The following is a 19,154-nucleotide window of genomic DNA, read 5'->3' on the forward strand; positions in this document are numbered from 1 at the left end:
AATTATTCGTCTCTAAGTGCTACAATGGGTTTGATCCTGGCAGCCCTGTAGGCCGGGAAAAAACCGGCGAGTGCTCCCGCAACAATCAGTATGATCACCGTGGTTAGGGCCACCCGAAAGTCTACGGCAGGATTCGCAATAAATTCTGTCTCTATAATCGGTCCAACAAGTTCAAGTAGAGCAAGGCTGCTAATGAGTCCTATAAGCCCTGCAATGGCGGTCACAAAAATGGATTCGTGAAGCACCATGCCAACAATAGACAAGGGTTCGGCTCCTAAAGCCTTTCTTACGCCAATCTCACGCGTACGTTCCTTAACGATAATGAGCATGATATTGCTTACCCCCACAATTCCCGCGATGATGGTGCAGATCCCTACTCCCCAAAAGAAGAATTTGATCATATCCATGAGGTCGTAGAAACGTTTGGCGTTTTCAAGGGAATTATTGATGGTTATCGCGCGGGTATCTTCGGGAGCTACGACGTGTTGCTCTTTCAGGAATTGATCGATTTCCGCAGAAAATTTATTAGAGGCGGCTAAGGCAGCTTCGAAATTATCGGCTTTTTCCAGTGTAAAAGCCATGTTATTGATGTAGTTGGAGCCGTTGAACACTCTTTGCCCCGTAGAAAGCGGCACATAGACCCTGTTCTCTTCCCGCTCTCCTCCGGGATCTGTAAAAACCCCTACCACCTTAAAATTTATTCCGGATACTTCTATGTATTTCCCAATAGGCTCAGCCCCTTTAAAAAGATCGTTGCTCACCCTGTTTCCAATCACTACTACTTTTTCGTAATTTTCATGATCTGTATAATTTAAATAGCGGCCCTTGACCATGCTGCTGTTCTCGAGGAATTGATAATCGGGCAGTACTCCCTCAACGCGATAGGAACCCGATTCCTTTTTATAGGTCACCATTCCATTCCAGATCCTGTAGACAGATGACCTAAATTCAAGATCATCTTCATATTTCTGACTAATGGTTTGAAAATCGGAATTTCGCAGTCGTATTATTCTTCCGGGATTAAGACCTTTATGTTCTACTGAAGTGGGCCCGGTCCAGATGTACAGAATATTTGCAGCATCTCCTTCGAATTCTTTGGATATACCATTCCTCATTCCTTCCCCGATACCCAATAAAACCACCAGAATGAAAATTCCGGAGGCTACAGAGAGACCCGTAAGAAAAGTTCTTAGTTTATTTTTGCGGATGGTATCAAAGATCTCCTCCCAACGTTCCAGATCAAACATACTGAAGTGCCTTTATCTGATCTACTTTATTATCGTCGATTATTACTCCATCCTTCAGGTTCACGATCCTTTTGGTCATCTCTGCAATGTCATGTTCGTGGGTTACAATAAGGATAGTTCTTCCCTCTTCATTGATCTTCTGGATGAGATCCATCACCTCATAAGACGTTTTGGTATCCAAGGCTCCTGTAGGCTCATCGGCCAACAGTACTTTAGGGTCACTTGCCAAGGCTCTTGCGATTGCAACGCGCTGTTTTTGTCCTCCCGAAAGTTCATTGGGAAGGTGCTGCGCCCAATCTGTGAGTCCCACTTTTTCCAGGTAGGCCATGGCGCGGTCCATTCTCTCCTTTCGCTTCAATCCCTGATAATAAAGCGGTAAGGCTACATTATCTACAGCCGATTTATAAGATATAAGATTGAAAGATTGAAAAATGAATCCCAGGAATTTATTGCGGTAACGTGCCGCGATCTTTTCATTCAGGTTTTTTATTGGCACTCCATCCAGAGTGTAAGTGCCTGAATCGGCTTCATCCAGCATTCCAAGAATGTTGAGCAAAGTGGATTTTCCGGACCCCGATGATCCCATGATCGAAACCAGTTCCCCTTCTGCCACACTAAAATTAATACCTTTTAGTACATGCAGGGAATTGCTTCCTGTCTTATAGGATTTATGCAAGTCTTTTATTTCGATCATATTTGTGTAATATGGTTAACAAAAACGGGGATTACACATTAGACTCGCAAAAAAGGAAAATGTTACATTCTTCTAAAAAAACTTCAGAAAAGAGTAGGCAATAACGGGTATGGGTTATTCTTCAGAATGACGTTTTCTGCGGGATTTCCAGATGAAATATCCTACCCCGGCCATAAGAAGATAAGGGAAAGCCATAAGGTAAACAATCCCGTCATTGATACCTTTGGCGGCAGACTGGCCGTCTTCGGTCTCCAGTACAGCGCGACACATCGCACATTGAGCCGTGGCATCAAAGGAGATGAGCAACAAAAGCATAAATACAAGCAGGATCCTTAACTTCATAATGCTAATAATATGGCGCCATGAATAAATATACTAAAACTCCCGTGACCGCCACATACAACCACACAGGAAAAGTATAGCGGGCGATCTTTCTGTGCTTCTCAACTTCTCCCGTCAATCCACGGTACATGGTGAACAAAACCAGAGGAACGATGATAGCAGAAAGTAAAATATGGGTGATCAACACAAAAAAGTACAGGTATCGCAGGATTCCCTCTCCCCCATAGGGAACGGGATCGTTACTTATCTTGGAGATCACATAACTAATAAGGAAAACTGTGGAAAGGAAAAAAGCAGAGATCATTAGATTACGATGCCACAGCAATTCCTTCCTGCGCATGGAGATATAGCCTGCGACCAGTAAAAGCGCAGTGAAGAAATTCAGCACTGCATGAAAAAGGGGAAAATTATTAAACCTTGTTCCTAAAAGCTCATAGCGCTCGGGCATGTACATAAGAATAAGTACCAGCACTGGCACAACAATAGATATCACGAGAATTGCCGGAACAATGACCTTATCTGCCTTTCTACTCCTCATTGACCAATCTTTTTGCATCTGCAATTAAAATATCTGTTTGCGGTTCTTCTTCACCCGGTTTCACATTTGCATTATATGGCACAGAACCCCGATAGTAAATGATGGGATTGCCAAATTTGTCTTTTCGGGACCTGATATAACCTTCCTTGTCAACAAGCGCAAAATAACCTGAATGGGCAAATCCGCCTTCGGCAGCAGGATCTTCTCCCGCATAGATATTAAAACCGGAATTCGCCAGTTCATAAATAGCTTCCCTTTCTCCTGTCAAAAGATGCCAGTTGGGATGTTTTACATTGTTCCTCTCTGCATACTCTTTCAAAACTTCGGGAGTGTCATGTTGCGGATCTATGCTGAATGAGGCAATCCCAAAGTCCTTGTTGTCAAGAAACTCATTTTGCACCTTAACAAGATTATCCTTCATAATAGGGCAAATGGTAGGGCAGGTGGAAAAGAAGAACTCAGCTATATAAACCTTACCTTCATAATCCTTGTTGGAAATGGTATCTCCATGTTGATCAACAAATTCAAAGGGAGGAACTTTTTTACGCTCCTCATTGACCATGATATAGGCCAACTCCTGACTTTCGGCGACACGTTCGGCCTGCCCGTCTGACCTGTTTGAAGTAACCGTCTCGTCATCCTGAATACGTTCGATGATTTCCGGAATGACTATGATCCCAAAAATAAGGATCACAAAAGCAATTCCTATATAAGAATATCTTTTCATTATTCTGTTGCTGCTTCTTTGTTATATTTTTTAAGTTCCAGCCTGTATTCTGCCAGGATCACCTTAATATCATCATCCATTTTGTTGTTAAGCACATAAATGGAGTTGGTGTCATATCCAAAAAGCTCATTGCCGTCATCATCCTTGTCCCTGCCCCGTAGTTTTCCATCTTTGTCGATAATGAAAACATTAGGAGTAGACAGATCTTCAGAAAGATCAAGATTCGTATTGAGGCTATTGAACAGATCCCTGATCTCTTCGGGAGAACCCTCTACAAATTTCCACTTTTTAAGATCTATAACTTCGGAAAGCTTTTGCTTCAGAAGCTCTACTTCTTCTTCATTTCCTTCCGGAACCACAGATACCAGCTGAAATTCATTGAATTGGGCGTAAGGATCGTACACCTTTTCAGCAATATGATATGCATTGGTAAGATATTCTTCAGGATCATCTCCGGGGAATCCCAGGACGGTGATATTTCCGCGGAAGCTAAGCTCCTCTTCATCTTTTTCAAGGCTGCGGAAGGATTCCAGCTGCGCGATTTCCTGAGTAAGAACAGGCAGGCGGGCAAAATTATTGACTCCCGAAGCAAAAAAAAGATAAGCTACCAATGGAAGTGCAAAAAGAACAAAAATTACCAGAAATTTTTTCATAAGATCTCTCCGGAAGATGTGCACAAAAATAAAAAAAGGCGGTCTTAAAAACCGCCTTTCCCGATGTTTTAACTATTAAAAATCCCAGGCAATATTACCCCGGTGCATTACCTCATAAACGTAATCTCCTTCTGTAAGCAAAATGAATACAAGGTAGATGATCAAAAAAGTAGATGTCCATACCACCGCTCTTCTCAAACCTTTTGTTTCCCCTTCCAGGTGCATGAAAGCCCAGGCAATGTAATACGCCTTTACAATGGTAAGGATGATGAAGATCCAGTTAAGCAGTTTCAGACTTATAAAATAGGTATCTGTAAGAAATTCGGGTTTTATGATCCCAAGAAAAACTTCTACCAGGGTCACCACAGACATGATGATGAATACGGTCCAGATCCTTTTAGTGTTCGATTTATGTACGTGTGTAGTATCGTGTGCCATTTTGTTCCTGAATTATACTAAATAGAAGAATGTGAAAACAAATACCCATACCAAATCCACAAAGTGCCAGTATAGCCCCACTTTCTCAACCATTTCGTAGTGGCCCCTTCTTTCGTAAGTTCCAATAAGAACATTGAAAAAGATGATGATATTGATAAATACTCCTGTTAATACGTGAAAACCGTGGAATCCTGTAATAAAGAAAAAGAAGTCTCCAAAAAGTGGATTCCCGTATTCATTCTTTTGCAGGTTGGCCCCTTCTATGATCCCAATCCCATCACTTTCCAGCTTGGCCAGGGAAGCCTGTCTGGTTAGGACTACCTTTTCTCCCGTGGGAGTAAGCTCCTGGGTTCTTATGTGCAGGTTTGGATTTGCAGAAAAGCCTGTAATCACATCCTCAATAGTATATCGTGGTATGGTAGGCTCATCAACAAACCAAAGTCCGTTGGTACGCTCATGCTGTAATCTTTCTTTGGGGGCAGCAGTAACGAATGCATCCAATGCTACTCTTTCGCCGTCACTATTAACAACCTGAAGCACATTCCCGCCCCTGGTCTCAATAGCTCCGTAGGTTCCGGTAATAAAGTTCTTCCATTCCCAGGCTTGTGACCCAAGGAAAATAATACCTCCAATGATGGTAAGCAACATGTAGAAAGTAACTTTACCTTTCTTCATTTGGTGCCCTGCGTCTACTGCGAGAACCATAGTTACAGAAGAAAAGATAAGGATGAAGGTCATCAATGCCACATAGTACATAGGAGCATCTACCCCATGTAAAAACGGGAAGTGATTAAACACCTCATCTGCGATAGGCCAGCTATCGGCGAATTTATATCTCGCAAACCCGTAAGAGGCAAGAAATCCGGAAAAAGTAAGCGCATCGGACAAGATGAAGAACCACATCATCATTTTACCGTAGCTTACCTTCAAGGGTTCATTTCCACCGCCCCAGGTTCGTCCTTCAGTACCTGTTCTAGCAACAGTAGTTTCCATAGAAAGATTTTGAAATTTAATGTAAGGGCAAAAATAGGTTTTTTATTTATCTAAAGAAATATAAAAATAAAAACAGGTAGATCCACAAGGCATCCACAAAATGCCAGTAGGTAGCACCAAGTTCTAATCCAAGGGTTTGCCCAGCATGGTACCTCTGTTTAAAATGATTATAAATTATTACCAAAAGCACGATCATACCTCCCGCCAGGTGGGCAAGATGCGCAAGGACAACGATATAGATAAATGAGGTGGTAATATTACTTTCACTCCCGGTAAAGTAAAATCCTTCAGAAATCAGCTGATTAAAACTGTAAAACTGCAGCACAATAAAGACCACACTTAGGCCTAAGGTCGCCAGTAATCCTGTTGTAGTGAGGGATCGATTATCTTTTTTTATAGCCCTTTCGGCAAAATGAAGAGTGATACTACTCAACAGTATGATTATGGTACTCCATAAGAAGCTTGAAGGCAGGTCAAGTTCTGCAACCCAGTCTGGTCTGGACTTACTTACCACATAAGCACTCGTAAGCCCGGCAAACATCATTGCCATACTTATTATCCCGAACCAAAGCATCATTTTTTTCGCCCGGCCTTGCTTATAGCTGTCGGTTCCCTGTGTTAAATCCATACACGAATCAATTTATCCAATACATATATTATTTGCAGCAAAGTGATATAGGACACACTCGCAAACATTAGTTTTTTCGCAGACCTTTCATCCCTGTTGCGGTATAATTGCACTGCATAGTAAAGCATTCCCAGCCCCAGCATTAACACCAGTACGGCAGAAAACGGAGTGATGTACAATGCTCCGGTCATACCTGTTACCGGGATCAAAGAAACAATAACAGTCCAGATGGTATAAAGCACTATTTGAACCGCAGTACCCTTGTCTCTCTTTCCCGTAGGCAACATATAGAAGCCGCCTTTTGCATAGTCATCATAAAGCCACCAGCCTAAAGCCCAAAAGTGAGGGAATTGCCAAAAAAACTGTATCATAAAAAGCGTTCCGGGTTCGATACCAAATTTTCCTGTGGCTGCAACCCATCCCAGCATAAACGGTATGGCACCGGGAAAGGCACCCACGAATACCGAAAGAGGGGTCTTTGTCTTTAAAGGAGTATAAATGCACACATACAAAAAGATGCTTATGGCGCCAAACATGGCTGTCCTGGGATTAATAAGGTACAGGATCACTAGACCTGTAACAGTAAGTGCACTGGCAATTACAAAAGCAGTATTGACAGACATTCTTCCTGAAGGCACAGGCCGGTTGCTGGTCCTCTTCATCAATACATCCAGATCTTTTTCAAGAATCTGGTTATAGGCATTTGATGCACCCACCAAACAGTAGCCGCCAATAGACAACATGATCACTGTAAGCAGATCTATACTTTCTGCCCCAAGGAAGTAACCGGCTACAGAAGAAAAGACCACACTAAGGGCCAGCCTCATTTTAGTTACTTCTTTAAGATCGCTTACAAGGGAAACTGAAGGATTATGTACTTGAGTGTTTTCCAAAAAGGGAATTTTGGCGCAAAGATACTTCTTAATTGTTTTTTACCAAGAAACACCAACCGTTAAAATTTTATATCTGTTAAAAATTTGAAATTGATTTTCAACCGATTAAATCTTACATATCGAAATACCAGTTGAAGATATCTGTTCGAAGACCAATGTTTATCCAATAGGTGGTTTGGTCAAAATTTGCCGGAGTTGTCACCTGAGGATCAAAATTGCGATAGATAAAACTTCCGAAGAATTTAAGATTGGTAGCAGGATTTACTATATATCCCACCTCAGTTTCAGCATAAAAGGAATCTGTATTGTTACCCTGCCCAATTTCTACTCCTGTTTCAAAAGGCCGGTCCTCTTCAGACCGGTAGATATTTCCGCCGTAATAGGCGCCGGAGTCGCTAAAATCAAATCCGCGCTCGCCTAAAATTGCTTTCACATGTCCGTAATATCTACCCCTGTTGTAACGCGCTATAGCCACCAGCTCCCTGAAATTCGCTCCCCACAGATGTGCCATGGACTGATTGCTATGTCCGTAATTAAGGGTGATCGTATTATGGGAGTAGGTGTAAGGGCGCACCTGGTTGTATTCCAGTTGCAGGTAAAGATCCTCTACATTAAAAGCATTAAAGTATTTAGTTCCCAATTGAAAGCCATGTTTGTTCTTCCAGCTGCCTTCTCCTCCAAAAACATCTGTAGAAGAGAATTCATCGATCAACCATTGCCCGTAGCTCAGGAAGTGATCATTCCATTTATATTTTCCGGTAAGGCCAATAATAGCATTCCCCGCCTGCGCCCCTGTAGAGAACTCGATCGCCCGGTAAAAAATAACCGGATTGAGATAATTTAGATCGAATCCCCTGTTATTGTCATTCTCCCACATTACCGATTCAAAAAAGCCAATATTTAACCGCTTTGTTACATTGTAGCTCAGGTAATGATTAGCCATGAACTTGGTGCGGTAAGAACCTTCCCCGGTCACTTCGGGCCGCACATCACGTAAGGACATCCAGGTGTTGGTATACTTGACTTTCCAGAAGGTGGTATTTAATTTGAAAAATGGGTAAGGTGCCGCAACATCACTCAAGAGTAGCGACCGGTAACCATCTCCTATAAAATTCTTGCCGTGCCCAAACTGCAGATTGAAATATTTGCCCGGACTAAAGGAAAGGTAGCCCTCTGCCACAGGATAATCATATGCCTGCCCCATAAAACTTTTTGCTATTCCCCGTCCCGGGATGATCGCTCTTCCTTCACTTCCGGGTCTTAACGATTCGGCGTAGTGGTTAAAATAGTCTGCAAATCTCCCCTGGTTTTCATAAACAACGGAATAGAAATTAAAATTCTTTCCTAGTCCTCCCTGGAAAATAGCTGCTCGGGTATTGTTATAGGTCACATCAAGATCGCTGTCGAGGTCTTTTCCCACCTGCAGGTCTAAAGCAAAATCTACAGTAAACCAGTAATCTTCGGCCTGAAAAGTAAAGAGATGCTCATTCCATAATTTTCTGCCCACCCAGGATTCTGCAGGTTTTTGAAGAGCTGTAAATTCTGCTTCAAAATCATAGTAAGGTTGCACTTCAGAAAACAGAAACGGCTTAGAAGCGGAATGAAAATTAGTACCTACCCGGTTCACCTCATCTTCAAACCTGCTGTAAAATTCATGTGAAAGAGGAATATTGATCTCGCTTTGCAAGCGGGGATGCTCAAATTCAAGAGATTTGATCTGGTCATACTCTTCTATAACAGGTTCTTTGAGCAGACTTTCTTCTGAAGACACTTCTGCAGCAATGGCTTCAACACTTCCGGAAACAAATTCGCTTTCTACTGAATTTCTTTCCAACGGAATTTTCACAGGCATGCGGAACTGCATATCGATGGCCCTGCTATTATAAGTAGCAGGAGAGACCTTAGGTAAGGTTTCAAAAATGCGATTAACTTCCTCCTTTAGTTCAGGATAGGCAGCATCAACATAAATACTTTTAAAAACTCCTTCTTTTGTAACCTCGAAGAGCACTACCAGTTCCCCTTCATAATTATCCTTTAAAACAGCTTCGGGCAATTTGAATTCCCCAAGCACCTTAGCTTTTAAAGTAGTGGCAAAGCATTGTTCTTCCCGCTCAAAGTCTACGTTTTCACACTCGGAAAACTGCGGAAATCTCTCGGGATCTCCTTTGTAAGTTTGGGATGAGCTAATGAAGGGTAAAAGAAAGATGAGGAGCGGGAATAATTTTATCATATCCTGCAGAGGGCTGAATGGATTACAGGGGAAAGATACATTTTTTTAGATATTTTTATGCTTTTAGACTGGGCAAAAAAAAATTCCGCACCAGGGCGGAATCTTTTTGTACAGAAATGGTATTTAATCCTGCACTTTAAAAATAATAGGTAAGGAATAGGTTACCCCCACAGGCTTCCCTCCCATTTTCCCGGGGATCATGTCGGGAAATTTCTCCACCACCCTAATGGCTTCGGCTTCCAATTTAGGATGCGGCCCGCGGGCACCAATAATGTTTACTTTACCATCTTTATCTATTTTAAAACTCACATAAATTCTATGAATTCCGTTTAGACCCAGATCTTCTCCCAAAGAAGCATTAAAAGTACGTCCCACCAGCTGATTCACTTTTTCACTCATACATTCCCTCCGGTCTTTATTGGTGATTTCTGTTTCACAGCCCGGAAAAACAGGAACTACTTCAACAGAGAGCATATCATATTCCCTTATTTCTTCATCATCTTCATCTGCTATTTCTATTTCATGGACCTCGAGAACCTTGTCATCAGCTTCTGTAGGGGCGATTTCTGTTTCTTCCTTATCGAGCTCATCATCGATCACCTCCACGTCTTTTGTCAGGATCTGTGGCGGCTCAGGCGGTTTTACTTCCTCCACCCTGGTAACGGGAATTTCATCTTCTTCAAATTGGTCAATATGGATAGTAGTATCCTGCGATACTTCTTTTCCATCTGCCTTCCATTCTATAAGCTGCCATACCAGCAAAAGCGAGACTATCAATCCCACCTGAAAAAATAAAATGCTCCGTTTTGAAAGGTCTGCCTGCTTGTTCTTTTTGTTTTCCATGGTTGTATATTTAAAGATTAATTATATCCGAAAACTATTAACAGCCTCAATAAGAGCTTTTATGTTAATCTTTTAAAGAACATTCAAGAATCAGACCGAACAGCTACTACACCTGCAAAAGTTCCGGCATTTTTATATTTTTTTCTTAGGCCAAAAAAAAATCCCGCACCATTGGTGCGGGATCTTAAAACTATATATTAAAAAACTTAGTCCTGTACTTTGAAAACAATAGGCAGAGAATAAAGTACCCCTACCGGTTGCCCTCTTTGTTTCCCTGGCTGCATTTTTGGAAGCATGTTTACTACACGCTCAGCTTCCTGCTGCAGGCGGGGGTGTGGAGCACGGGCTCCAAGAACTGTTACATTTCCATTCTTTTCAATTCTAAACTGTACGTAAATCCTGTTGATTCCAGACAGACCAAGATCACTACCCAAACCGGTATTGAACCTTCTATCCACAAATTCCTGGATCTTTGCGCTCATACAGTTTTTACGGGCTTCATTGTTTCTTTCGCCTTCACAGCCAGGGAAGATAGGCACATCTTCAATAACTGCAAACGGAACGTCCCCAATTTCCTCTTCTTCTTCTACAACCTCTACCTCTTCAACTTCCACGATCTCCTCCTGGTTAGTTTCGGTAGATTCGATCACAGTCTCTTCAACTTCCTCCTCATCCTCAACGATCTCTATAATTTCGGGAGCTGGTGGCGGTGGCGGTGGTGGCGGTGGCGGTGGGGTATTCAACTCGGTGATTGGCACATCTTCCTCCTCCAGGGCATCCATATCCACCATTCCGGTATCTATAGCTTCCCTATCGTAGGTTTTCCACTCAATCGCCCTCCAGGTAATAAAAAGCATCAGGATCATTCCAATCTGGAAGAACAGGACGCTTCTCCTGGATAAATCAGCTTTTGGGTTTTTTTTGGGTTTCATAATTCCGTTTTAATTACAGGTTGGCTAAAATAATTATTTTTTCATTAAATCTAAATTAAACTTAGCTTTTAAGCTTAAGAGATAATTCTTTAGTATCCACACTAAAAGTGCAGCCGCGAGTACTCCAATGGTATTCGCCAGAACATCATAAAGATCAAGCTGGCGATAAGTGGTCAATGTATCCTGAAGAACCTCAATAAAAATGCCAAAAGCCACTGAGGCTGCAGAAATAACTACAATTCGCCTAAAGAGATATTCCTCCCGAAAGGAAAAAATGCCGTAGAGCATCCACAACAATCCCAAACCAAAGTATGCACCACTGTGCATTAATTTGTCACTCACCCCGAGCTTACTCACCGGGGTATCTGAAAGATTAATGAGAGAAAGGTAAAGAATTAAACCGGTATATACCAGTGCAGGGATTAAAAAGAGTAGTTTACCCTTCAATAACCTCAGCATATTCTTCTGCGCTCAAAAGATCATCGATCTCTGAAGCATCGCTGAAACGTATCTTTACCATCCAGCCCTCTCCATAAGGATCTGAATTCACCTTCTCGGGCTCATCCTCCAGACTTTGGTTAAATTCAATGATCTCTCCTGAAAGTGGTGAAAAAAGATCGGATACTGTTTTTACTGCTTCTACAGTTCCAAAAACCTCCTCCCTGTCCAGAGTTTCATCCACGGTTTCTACTTCAACATAAACAATATCCCCAAGTTCGCCCTGGGCAAAATCTGTGATACCTACTGTAGCCACATCGCCTTCAATTCTCACCCATTCGTGATCATTGGTGTACTTTAAATCGTTTGGAATTTTCATGGTAAAATTTTATGAATAGCAAAGTTAAATTTTTAATTCTATCAATCAAGGGGGGCTGTCTTAATTTCCGAAGTTATACCTTAAAGTTATGCCCGAGCGAATAGTGGTTTGGGGGTAAGCAGTCGAAATTGCATACTCCGAGAAACTGTGATCATAATAGATGAGCGCTGTAAGGTTCTTTGAAAGTGCATAATCTGCGGTAAAATTAATTGCCCAAATATCCTGCCCTGCAGTTACCTGGCTATTCTCCAGGTCCAGATACCTTATTACCGTTTCATTATGGCGGTAAGAGATATCGGCTTTAAAATTAAGATCACTGCTCAGGATCCTTGTGCGGCCTCCAACTTTAGTGTCTATCTTGAGATCCTTAATTCTGTAACCAAGGCCAAGTGTATATTGGTTTCCGCTAATTTCGGTGAGCAGGTTATTGTCAAAGCTTAAAGAAAGCGCCCTGTCCTTCTGTACATCGGCAAGGATCTTTATGGAATTTGTCATTTCCATATCCACCCGTACCAGGGGGCTAAACTGTTCGGTTAAATTCACATTGGAATAAAGCACTTCACTTTTGAAATTTCCTGCCTGGTCTACCTCCCTTGCATTGGCAGGATCATAGTCAAGATTGGTTTGGAACTGGTTGATGGTGTATCCTGCTGAATAACCATGATTTACTGAAAATCTCTTGAAATTCTTTTTGAACCAAGGCATTCTCATAAACCCGGTGTATTTCAAATTCCAGTTTGGCAGCGGAAAATCTCTAAACGCTCCCAGCGCTACATCTCCCGCATCTGCCCCTGTATAGGCTGCGAGGAAAGCCGGCAAAAGTACATCCTGACTGTTCCTGCCAAAGCCTATTGGATATCCCTGGGCATCCGTTTCATTGGGATCCACTCCGTTTGCCAAAGCTAATCTTCTTGCCACCTCTAACCTGTTCTCTCTAAAGTCCTGAAATGTAGCAGAAGATTCTGCGGAAGTTTGATTAAAAGCAGTTCTAAGCAAAATCGTGGAAATATTAAAGTTCCCAAAGGTCACGGGTGTAAGCGGCACATATTGATCTCCAACTACTCTATAGTTCTCCTGAAAAGTTTCTGAATACATCCTCCCTGCAGTAATTTCAATAGTAAGGTCGGGCAGCAAAGACACTTCGGCATTGATCCCCAGCTGTTCATTTTCTACTTCTGTGTACTGCTGATTGAATTCCTGGTATAAAGTTAGCCAACCTTTGCGCGCAGCCAGATACCTTATTTCTTCCTGACTTCCTAATGTAAATCCTGCAGTAGGTTTCCAGGTGCCCAAAAAGCCAATACTATTGGTGTATCCCGGCAGGTATATCCCGTTGTTCTCCTGATAGTTAAGTTGAATCCTCCGGATTGAGGTTAACAGTCCCACAAAAGTATTATAGGTCCTGTCTCCTGCATTCAACCTGGCAGCTTCTTCAGATTCCGGAGTCTGATTTCTGTTCTGATTAAGCGTGGGTACTGCCCGGCTTCGTTCTTCAATAGTTTGTCCCGCACCCTCACGAGTACGTTTTTTTAAGCCTATATAATCATAAAGGGTTTGCATTTCCAAATTGGCGTTGACCTGGTGCGAATTTGAATTCTGGACGCTATTTCCAAGATCAGGTACGTTTTCCAGCGTCTGATAAATTTCCGAACCGCGCTCCCATTGGAAGTTCCCGGTATAGGAATAGGTGGCTTTTATGAATTCCAGGGCAGGCACCTTTGCAAAAGGCAGGTCATAGTTAAGCTGCAGGGACTGGAAATGCTGGTTGGGAATTCCCGTATTAAAAAAGCCATCCCAGATCCCCGTGGTGGTATCGGGATTATTTTCATCATCAAAATAATTACGAACGATACGATTTGTAGAGGAATCGAAATTCATCCTTAAGCTCTTCGTAAAATTATAGTTAATGGTGTATTGCCAGTCAAAAAGAAAATTTCTCTGGTATAATGTGGGAATCCCATTGATGAACCCCGGAGGCAAATTGATCTCTCTAAATTTCTGCTCATTATACTGTCTGAAAATGGTAGAACTGGCAGTAATGTTTGAAGGGAAGACATTAAAGTTGAGATCTCTTAAAAGGGCAAAATAGGCGCTACTGTCTAACGCCTTCACATTCTGCAAAGGTTCTATCGTAAGTGGCGCAAAGGTATAATCATAGGTAGCTCCCACCCTCACATTTTGATCAAAGGCATCTTCGATCTCAAAATCCCGATGATCTACCTGATTGTAACTTCCCGAAAGTGTGAGATTCTCCACATCATAAGGCATCGGCTTAGAATCCTCTCCTACTCTTTCTTTACGCAGGCCAATCACGTTAATACTTTGACGGCGGGTAAAGTCTTCTGCTCTTTCTTGTAGATCATCCCTAATTTCTTCTGTCGCGGCATTATCAAGCACCGTTTCCAGCTCAAGGTCCAAAAATTCGGGATCATATTTTGGAGTGATCAATTCTTCTCCATAGCTGTAGCTTACAGGAATCCTTATGCCCCAGGTTCTGGGGAGCAGTTGCCCCATATTGAGGTTGCTCACCACGTCATATTGTAAAAAGTCTTCCCGACTTCTTTGGTTTGGACCCTGCTCGAGAGAACCGAAGCCCACTGTACTTTTTCTTCCGGTAGCAGAGAGGTTGGCAAAATCTGCAACATTGGCATCCATATTAACTATAGCAGCCCAGCCTCCTTCATTATCCAATTCTGAAAGTCTTAACTCATTGAACCATACCTCTGCACAAAGGTCTCTGGAAGCAGTCTCAGAAAGGCCATTTTTGACACCCAACATCAACATCCTTACATTTCCGAAACTTGGATTTCCCTTGATACCTATACGTAGTTGCCCTATTTTGTAAGGATCTTCAGCCTCAACGGGCTCTCCTTCTTCGCTAAAGAAATTCAATTCCGTAGAAATAAACCCCGGATCTCCAATTACTTTTGCCTTTACTTCCTGAAGCAGCTTTAAAGGCAGGTTCATTCTGTTCTCTTCGGGCCAGATTTCCGAAGCGCTGGCAGCACCAAAATCGGTACGTTTTAGCGGAATTTCGATCTGATAGAAGTTGTCTGTGAAATCTGTTCCAATCCTAACAAAGGCTACCAGTTCCCCTTCACTCCAGGCCACCCGGTTTACCACAGCTTCAGCATGAATGAACATTTCCAGGTTCTTGTACTGGCGCATATCAAGCTGAAAATTCTTGTAAACCCCGCGGGAGTCCTGTGGTTCCAAATCACAAACTGAAAGGGCCAGTGATTGTTCGTTCTGCCTTATCCTGGTATTATTATTCAACAGCTCTTCCCTGTCAACTCCCGGAGGCAGCACATAAGGTATAGGCTGGCGGTTCTCATTTTCCTCAATGCTAACAGAAGCCACTGTAAAAGTGGTATTTTCTAAAGCAGGATCAGAATTATCGGGATCGAGAGTCTGGGTATATCTTCGGTAATCTCCACGCACCAGGTCCATTGTCCCAAAACGAAGTACAGTTGGATCTTCAAATCCCGTTAGGTACATCCTCATGAACCTGATAGACCTGAAATCCCCAATCCCTCCACGGGCAGCAGTGGGCTCATAGATTGGTACTTTGAACTGCAACCACCTTACCGGTAATTCCTGTCCGTTGGCAAGGGTGGTCGAGAAAGATTTTACATCGGTAACATACTCGCTGTTATCGATATTCATGTTCGGAAAGAGCTCCACTTCATACTCATAGTAGCTGTCTACGGTATTCATGGTATTATCCCTGTTGAGATCTTCTACGGTAGGTAAAGTAGTATTTCCACGGTCAGTATTTGTAACATCCGGCGGGGAATTACCTTCAATTCCGTTATAATCAAAGTAACGCTGCAGGATGCTTCCTGAAGCATTAAGAAAGTAATCATAATTATCAGCGGCCGGATCAGGAAGGTTTGCAAAATTGGAAAATCTTGCAGCTTCTTCTGTATCCGAAAGTCCGTCGTAACCTATATCCTGATTTAGACGCTCCTGTCCTTCGGTATTAAAAGCATAAATAAGAGATTGATTGGCAGGCACTTTTCCAAATTCTGTAATGGTAGTATTCTGTACCCCCCCGTCTTCGGGAAGACCATTCTCATATTGTTTACGGCCATCTTTGACCACATCTTCTGAAATATTCCCCAGGTTAAAGACCAGTTTCCCTCCGTCATTTCCGGAATTTTCAGGGTAAATGAACGGATCCATCAACCAGAATTCTATGTACTCTACATTGCTCTGCTCAAAATTGGTGGAATTTAATGCACGGCTAATCCCCGCCCAGTTTTCTTCGGCATTTGGCAGGGTGTTGGTTCCTGCTGCTACCGGGTTATAATTGTAAGGGCCGCGGGTATTTGGATAATAGGCGAGGTCAAGGGTATACAGCACCTGTGACTGCCCCTGCACCACATCAACATTAGGAAAGATCTCGTCAAGAAAAACTCTGCGGCTCGCATAGCTGGAAAGATCGGCATCAGTAATCCCCGAAGGTCTGCTGCTCCCGTAGAAGACAGGATCTATACTATACCAGGCCAATTTTGCCCTTTTATAATTGGTAGCAAGGTCACCATTACCCAGCTCCCCGCCAAAACCAAGCGGCACACTGGAAAGTTCCCACCCCAGTGGATTATCTATAGCAATGGAAGTCTGTGCTGCCTCGAAATCGTCAACATAGGTGGTTGCCCGCCCCTCAAATTCACTTCCTTTTGGTGCCCCGGGAATTAAATAGGCCATCTCCCCACGCACAGAAAGATTGGAAACCACATCTGTATCAATATTGGGAAGCCTGTTCACCCAACGGGTCAAAAAGGGTAATTCTGTAGAGTAATTCAGGTTGAAACCAAGAATGGTATTATTGATGGGCTCGTAGCTGTAGTTCGATTTTTGGGTAAGCGGCCTTTCGTTAAGGTTTAAGTAAGTGGCACCAACAAGAAAATTCTCATTGATCATATGCTCCACATTGATCCCGGTGAATCGCTTTGTTTGCTGGCCAAAAAGGGCATTATTTTCAGTGGATACCTGGATGGGAATATTGGAAGCAAGTAAGGCCTCATCAAGGATCTGTACCCGGCCAAACTGGTAATTCACCACATAATCCACCCCTTCCTGTAGTACTCTCCCTCCGGCCGTAACCGTAACAGACCCCTGCGGTACATTAAAAGCCCCAATGGGAATTCCTTCTACGTTAGAAGATTTATACCTACCTCTTAACTGAAACTTGTTTTTCTCTGCCTGCTGCTGCTCTGCCTGGGTCTTGGTTGTGTTATAAAGCGCTCTAAAAACGTATTTTTGCTGATTGGCATTCCAGGTTTCCGGAATTTCATAGATCTCCGATCCTGCATTGGGGTTTGGATCCAATTTGTTGAAAAGATACTCCCCAAAAGGCTCTACAGAAGTGAAAATGATATTTCCCGTTTCAGCGTTGATGGTGATCCCCGGCACGAAATCAAAGAAGCCATCGCCGGTGGCAATCGGATCTCCATTGATATTCAGATTGTCGAGATTAAAAACCCGTAACAGGGTAGTTTGTTCAACATCTTCAGGAAGCGGCACCCCGTCAACTCCGGTGATATAATTCAATGGCTGAGGATCTGTATAAACAATATTCATCCTGAAATCCTCTCTTTCCAGATTGAAAGCCCCCAGGTTGTAAATGTTTTTCATCATCAGGTCCCAAACCGGCTCATCCACATTGGTCACTGTACTCTTAAGCATTTTCACCACCAGGTTTTGAGAGACCGAAGCTTCTATTCCCGTTCCGCCGGAAGCCTCTATACCATCACTCGCGAATTCCCCTACCTGGTAAACCTCTCCTCCAACAGTGTACTGAAAAGCCACGGCAAGGATCTCATCGCTGGCCAGTCGCTGGTTTAGGGAGATATATCCCAATCTTGAGTTAAGGCGATATTCCGAAGGTCTTAACTGCCTTGCATTTTCCAGCTTCACATAATCTGTTCCTTCTGAAACCTGTAAGCCTCCAAAACCTGCCTGTACACTCGCCACATCCCGAATAGCAGGTGTAAGCACAGATTCCTCAGGGCCTGTAATCCCAAAAGGATTTAAGTCGTTGTTCCGGTTATCGGCATACGCTCCCGGAGGCTGATTGAAAAATCCGGCCGGTGGATTATCCAATCCTATATTTCCAGGAACCGGAGATTCCCCCAGATCCTGAATGGCAACAATGTTGCGGGTGTCGGTCAGGTTCTGAACATTATTTGTTCTGTTGGTAACCCACACCTGCACCCGGGTTATTTGTACGTTGGAGTTTATAAAAGGGTAATTTTCAAGAGCTTCATCATAATGATCCCTAAAATAATGCGCAAGGAAGAAGTGGCGGTTCTCATCATACTCATTGGCAAACCTGTCAAATTCCTGCACCGTAGCACCACCTTCAACATTTACTGTTCTTCTTTCAGATTTCTGTTCAGAAAAAACTCCTGTGATGGTGGTCTTCCCAAACTGCAGCTGTGTCTTGACTCCAAAAAGGCTTTGCGCTCCCTGGATCAGGGCAGAGTTTAGTGGCATATTGATATTTCCCACTTCGATCTTCTGAATAATATCATCTTCGGTAGGGGTGTATTCCAGTTTCAGCTGGTTCTGGAAATCAAATGTGGATTCTGTGTCGTAGTTTGCTGTTACTTTAAGCCGCTCCCCTATGTTTCCGAGTAAACTTAATTGTATCCGTTGATCGAAGTCAAAAGTAAAGGTGCTTCTGTTACGTGGCGAAAAGGCCGGATTATCCCTTTTTGAGTACAGTATGCCCAGGTCGAGTGCCACAGATCCCTGCGGAATAAGTTCAATGTCTCCCCCGCCAAAAATATTCTGAAAAAAATCTGAATTCACGTAAAAGCCCGGCAAAAGATCCCGCTGATCTTCTTCGGTTCCTTCCTTTCTACCCGAGAGCGCATCACTTTTATCCTGGAAATATCGTTGCATCTCTTCCCGGATCACCAGTTCCTGATATTCTTCGGGTGTTAGAATAAGGGGTGCGGTGATATTTAATGGCCCAAGGGTTTCGGTATAGATATACCTGTCCAGGATAGGATCATAGGTATAGGAAGCAACAATACTTCCCGGTTGGGGTAATCGGATTTTTCCGAGGGAATAACCTGTCTTAGTAGTATCCTGAGAAACTAAGGTATCCTGGGCAGATGCAAGAAATGGGAATGCCAGTGCACAAAATAGTGCAATAGAATTTGAAAG

The 19,154-nt window shown here is 42.9% G+C and carries 16 protein-coding genes; all 16 read right to left on the reverse strand.

Features of this window, described 5'->3' with window-relative positions:
- Positions 1-2: 2 nt before the first annotated feature.
- Positions 3-1,247: an ABC transporter permease gene (locus CRO16_RS02335; protein WP_097054729.1), complete on the reverse strand. Its 1,245-nt coding sequence runs from the start codon at positions 1,245-1,247 to the stop codon at positions 3-5.
- On the reverse strand, positions 1,240-1,941 hold the full coding sequence (locus tag CRO16_RS02340) for an ABC transporter ATP-binding protein (RefSeq protein WP_097054730.1): 702 nt from the start codon (positions 1,939-1,941) through the stop codon (positions 1,240-1,242). The genes CRO16_RS02335 and CRO16_RS02340 overlap by 8 nt, the downstream gene beginning before the upstream one ends.
- Positions 1,942-2,055: 114 nt before the next feature.
- On the reverse strand, positions 2,056-2,283 hold the full coding sequence (locus tag CRO16_RS02345; RefSeq protein WP_097054731.1) for a hypothetical protein: 228 nt from the start codon (positions 2,281-2,283) through the stop codon (positions 2,056-2,058).
- Between the two features lie 4 nt (positions 2,284-2,287).
- Positions 2,288-2,821: a DUF420 domain-containing protein gene (locus tag CRO16_RS02350; protein WP_097054732.1), complete on the reverse strand. Its 534-nt coding sequence runs from the start codon at positions 2,819-2,821 to the stop codon at positions 2,288-2,290.
- Positions 2,811-3,548, reverse strand: coding sequence for an SCO family protein (locus CRO16_RS02355; RefSeq protein WP_097054733.1), 738 nt, complete (start codon positions 3,546-3,548; stop codon positions 2,811-2,813). Before CRO16_RS02355 ends, CRO16_RS02350 begins: the two co-directional genes overlap by 11 nt.
- A complete protein-coding gene (locus CRO16_RS02360; protein ID WP_097054734.1) occupies positions 3,548-4,201 on the reverse strand; it encodes a hypothetical protein in 654 nt (217 codons plus the stop codon). Before CRO16_RS02360 ends, CRO16_RS02355 begins: the two co-directional genes overlap by 1 nt.
- A gap of 75 nt (positions 4,202-4,276) precedes the next feature.
- Positions 4,277-4,639: a cytochrome C oxidase subunit IV family protein gene (locus CRO16_RS02365; protein WP_097054735.1), complete on the reverse strand. Its 363-nt coding sequence runs from the start codon at positions 4,637-4,639 to the stop codon at positions 4,277-4,279.
- Between the two features lie 12 nt (positions 4,640-4,651).
- Complete coding sequence (locus CRO16_RS02370) at positions 4,652-5,632, reverse strand: cytochrome c oxidase subunit 3 (protein WP_097054736.1); 981 nt, start codon at positions 5,630-5,632, stop codon at positions 4,652-4,654.
- 46 nt (positions 5,633-5,678) lie between these two features.
- Positions 5,679-6,260 (reverse strand): cytochrome c oxidase subunit 3, encoded by a 582-nt coding sequence (locus CRO16_RS02375; protein ID WP_097054737.1) that lies wholly within the window; start codon positions 6,258-6,260, stop codon positions 5,679-5,681.
- Positions 6,251-7,153 carry a heme o synthase gene (gene cyoE / locus CRO16_RS02380; protein ID WP_097054738.1) on the reverse strand — a complete coding sequence of 301 codons (903 nt, stop codon included), beginning with the start codon at positions 7,151-7,153 and terminating at the stop codon, positions 6,251-6,253. Before cyoE ends, CRO16_RS02375 begins: the two co-directional genes overlap by 10 nt.
- Positions 7,154-7,265: 112 nt before the next feature.
- The gene (locus tag CRO16_RS02385) at positions 7,266-9,383 is read right to left on the reverse strand and encodes a gliding motility protein RemB (protein WP_097054739.1); all 2,118 of its coding nucleotides are present in this window, start codon (positions 9,381-9,383) and stop codon (positions 7,266-7,268) included.
- A gap of 123 nt (positions 9,384-9,506) precedes the next feature.
- The gene (locus CRO16_RS02390; protein WP_097054740.1) at positions 9,507-10,226 is read right to left on the reverse strand and encodes an energy transducer TonB; all 720 of its coding nucleotides are present in this window, start codon (positions 10,224-10,226) and stop codon (positions 9,507-9,509) included.
- A 206-nt stretch (positions 10,227-10,432) separates the two neighbouring features.
- On the reverse strand, positions 10,433-11,158 hold the full coding sequence (locus CRO16_RS02395; protein ID WP_097054741.1) for an energy transducer TonB: 726 nt from the start codon (positions 11,156-11,158) through the stop codon (positions 10,433-10,435).
- A 33-nt stretch (positions 11,159-11,191) separates the two neighbouring features.
- The gene (locus tag CRO16_RS02400; protein WP_097054742.1) at positions 11,192-11,605 is read right to left on the reverse strand and encodes a VanZ family protein; all 414 of its coding nucleotides are present in this window, start codon (positions 11,603-11,605) and stop codon (positions 11,192-11,194) included.
- The gene (gene gcvH, locus CRO16_RS02405) at positions 11,595-11,975 is read right to left on the reverse strand and encodes a glycine cleavage system protein GcvH (protein ID WP_097054743.1); all 381 of its coding nucleotides are present in this window, start codon (positions 11,973-11,975) and stop codon (positions 11,595-11,597) included. The genes CRO16_RS02400 and gcvH overlap by 11 nt, the downstream gene beginning before the upstream one ends.
- 60 nt (positions 11,976-12,035) lie before the next feature.
- Positions 12,036-19,142 carry a T9SS outer membrane translocon Sov/SprA gene (gene sov, locus CRO16_RS02410; RefSeq protein ID WP_097055749.1) on the reverse strand — a complete coding sequence of 2,369 codons (7,107 nt, stop codon included), beginning with the start codon at positions 19,140-19,142 and terminating at the stop codon, positions 12,036-12,038.
- Positions 19,143-19,154: the final 12 nt, after the last annotated feature.

The organism is Salinimicrobium sediminis (assembly GCF_900215295.1).
Classification (GTDB): domain Bacteria; phylum Bacteroidota; class Bacteroidia; order Flavobacteriales; family Flavobacteriaceae; genus Salinimicrobium; species Salinimicrobium sediminis.

What these genes read in the sequence shown, in the direction of transcription:
- CRO16_RS02350 (WP_097054732.1), bottom strand. Translation starts at nt 2,821, where the DNA reads ATGAGGAGTAGAAAGGCAGATAAGGTCATTGTTCCGGCAATTCTCGTG.
- CRO16_RS02395 (WP_097054741.1), bottom strand. Translation starts at nt 11,158, where the DNA reads ATGAAACCCAAAAAAAACCCAAAAGCTGATTTATCCAGGAGAAGCGTC.
- CRO16_RS02355 (WP_097054733.1), bottom strand. Translation starts at nt 3,548, where the DNA reads ATGAAAAGATATTCTTATATAGGAATTGCTTTTGTGATCCTTATTTTT.
- CRO16_RS02370 (WP_097054736.1), bottom strand. Translation starts at nt 5,632, where the DNA reads ATGGAAACTACTGTTGCTAGAACAGGTACTGAAGGACGAACCTGGGGC.
- CRO16_RS02340 (WP_097054730.1), bottom strand. Translation starts at nt 1,941, where the DNA reads ATGATCGAAATAAAAGACTTGCATAAATCCTATAAGACAGGAAGCAAT.
- CRO16_RS02345 (WP_097054731.1), bottom strand. Translation starts at nt 2,283, where the DNA reads ATGAAGTTAAGGATCCTGCTTGTATTTATGCTTTTGTTGCTCATCTCC.
- gcvH (WP_097054743.1), bottom strand. Translation starts at nt 11,975, where the DNA reads ATGAAAATTCCAAACGATTTAAAGTACACCAATGATCACGAATGGGTG.
- CRO16_RS02375 (WP_097054737.1), bottom strand. Translation starts at nt 6,260, where the DNA reads ATGGATTTAACACAGGGAACCGACAGCTATAAGCAAGGCCGGGCGAAA.
- CRO16_RS02360 (WP_097054734.1), bottom strand. Translation starts at nt 4,201, where the DNA reads ATGAAAAAATTTCTGGTAATTTTTGTTCTTTTTGCACTTCCATTGGTA.
- CRO16_RS02365 (WP_097054735.1), bottom strand. Translation starts at nt 4,639, where the DNA reads ATGGCACACGATACTACACACGTACATAAATCGAACACTAAAAGGATC.
- CRO16_RS02335 (WP_097054729.1), bottom strand. Translation starts at nt 1,247, where the DNA reads ATGTTTGATCTGGAACGTTGGGAGGAGATCTTTGATACCATCCGCAAA.
- CRO16_RS02385 (WP_097054739.1), bottom strand. Translation starts at nt 9,383, where the DNA reads ATGATAAAATTATTCCCGCTCCTCATCTTTCTTTTACCCTTCATTAGC.
- CRO16_RS02390 (WP_097054740.1), bottom strand. Translation starts at nt 10,226, where the DNA reads ATGGAAAACAAAAAGAACAAGCAGGCAGACCTTTCAAAACGGAGCATT.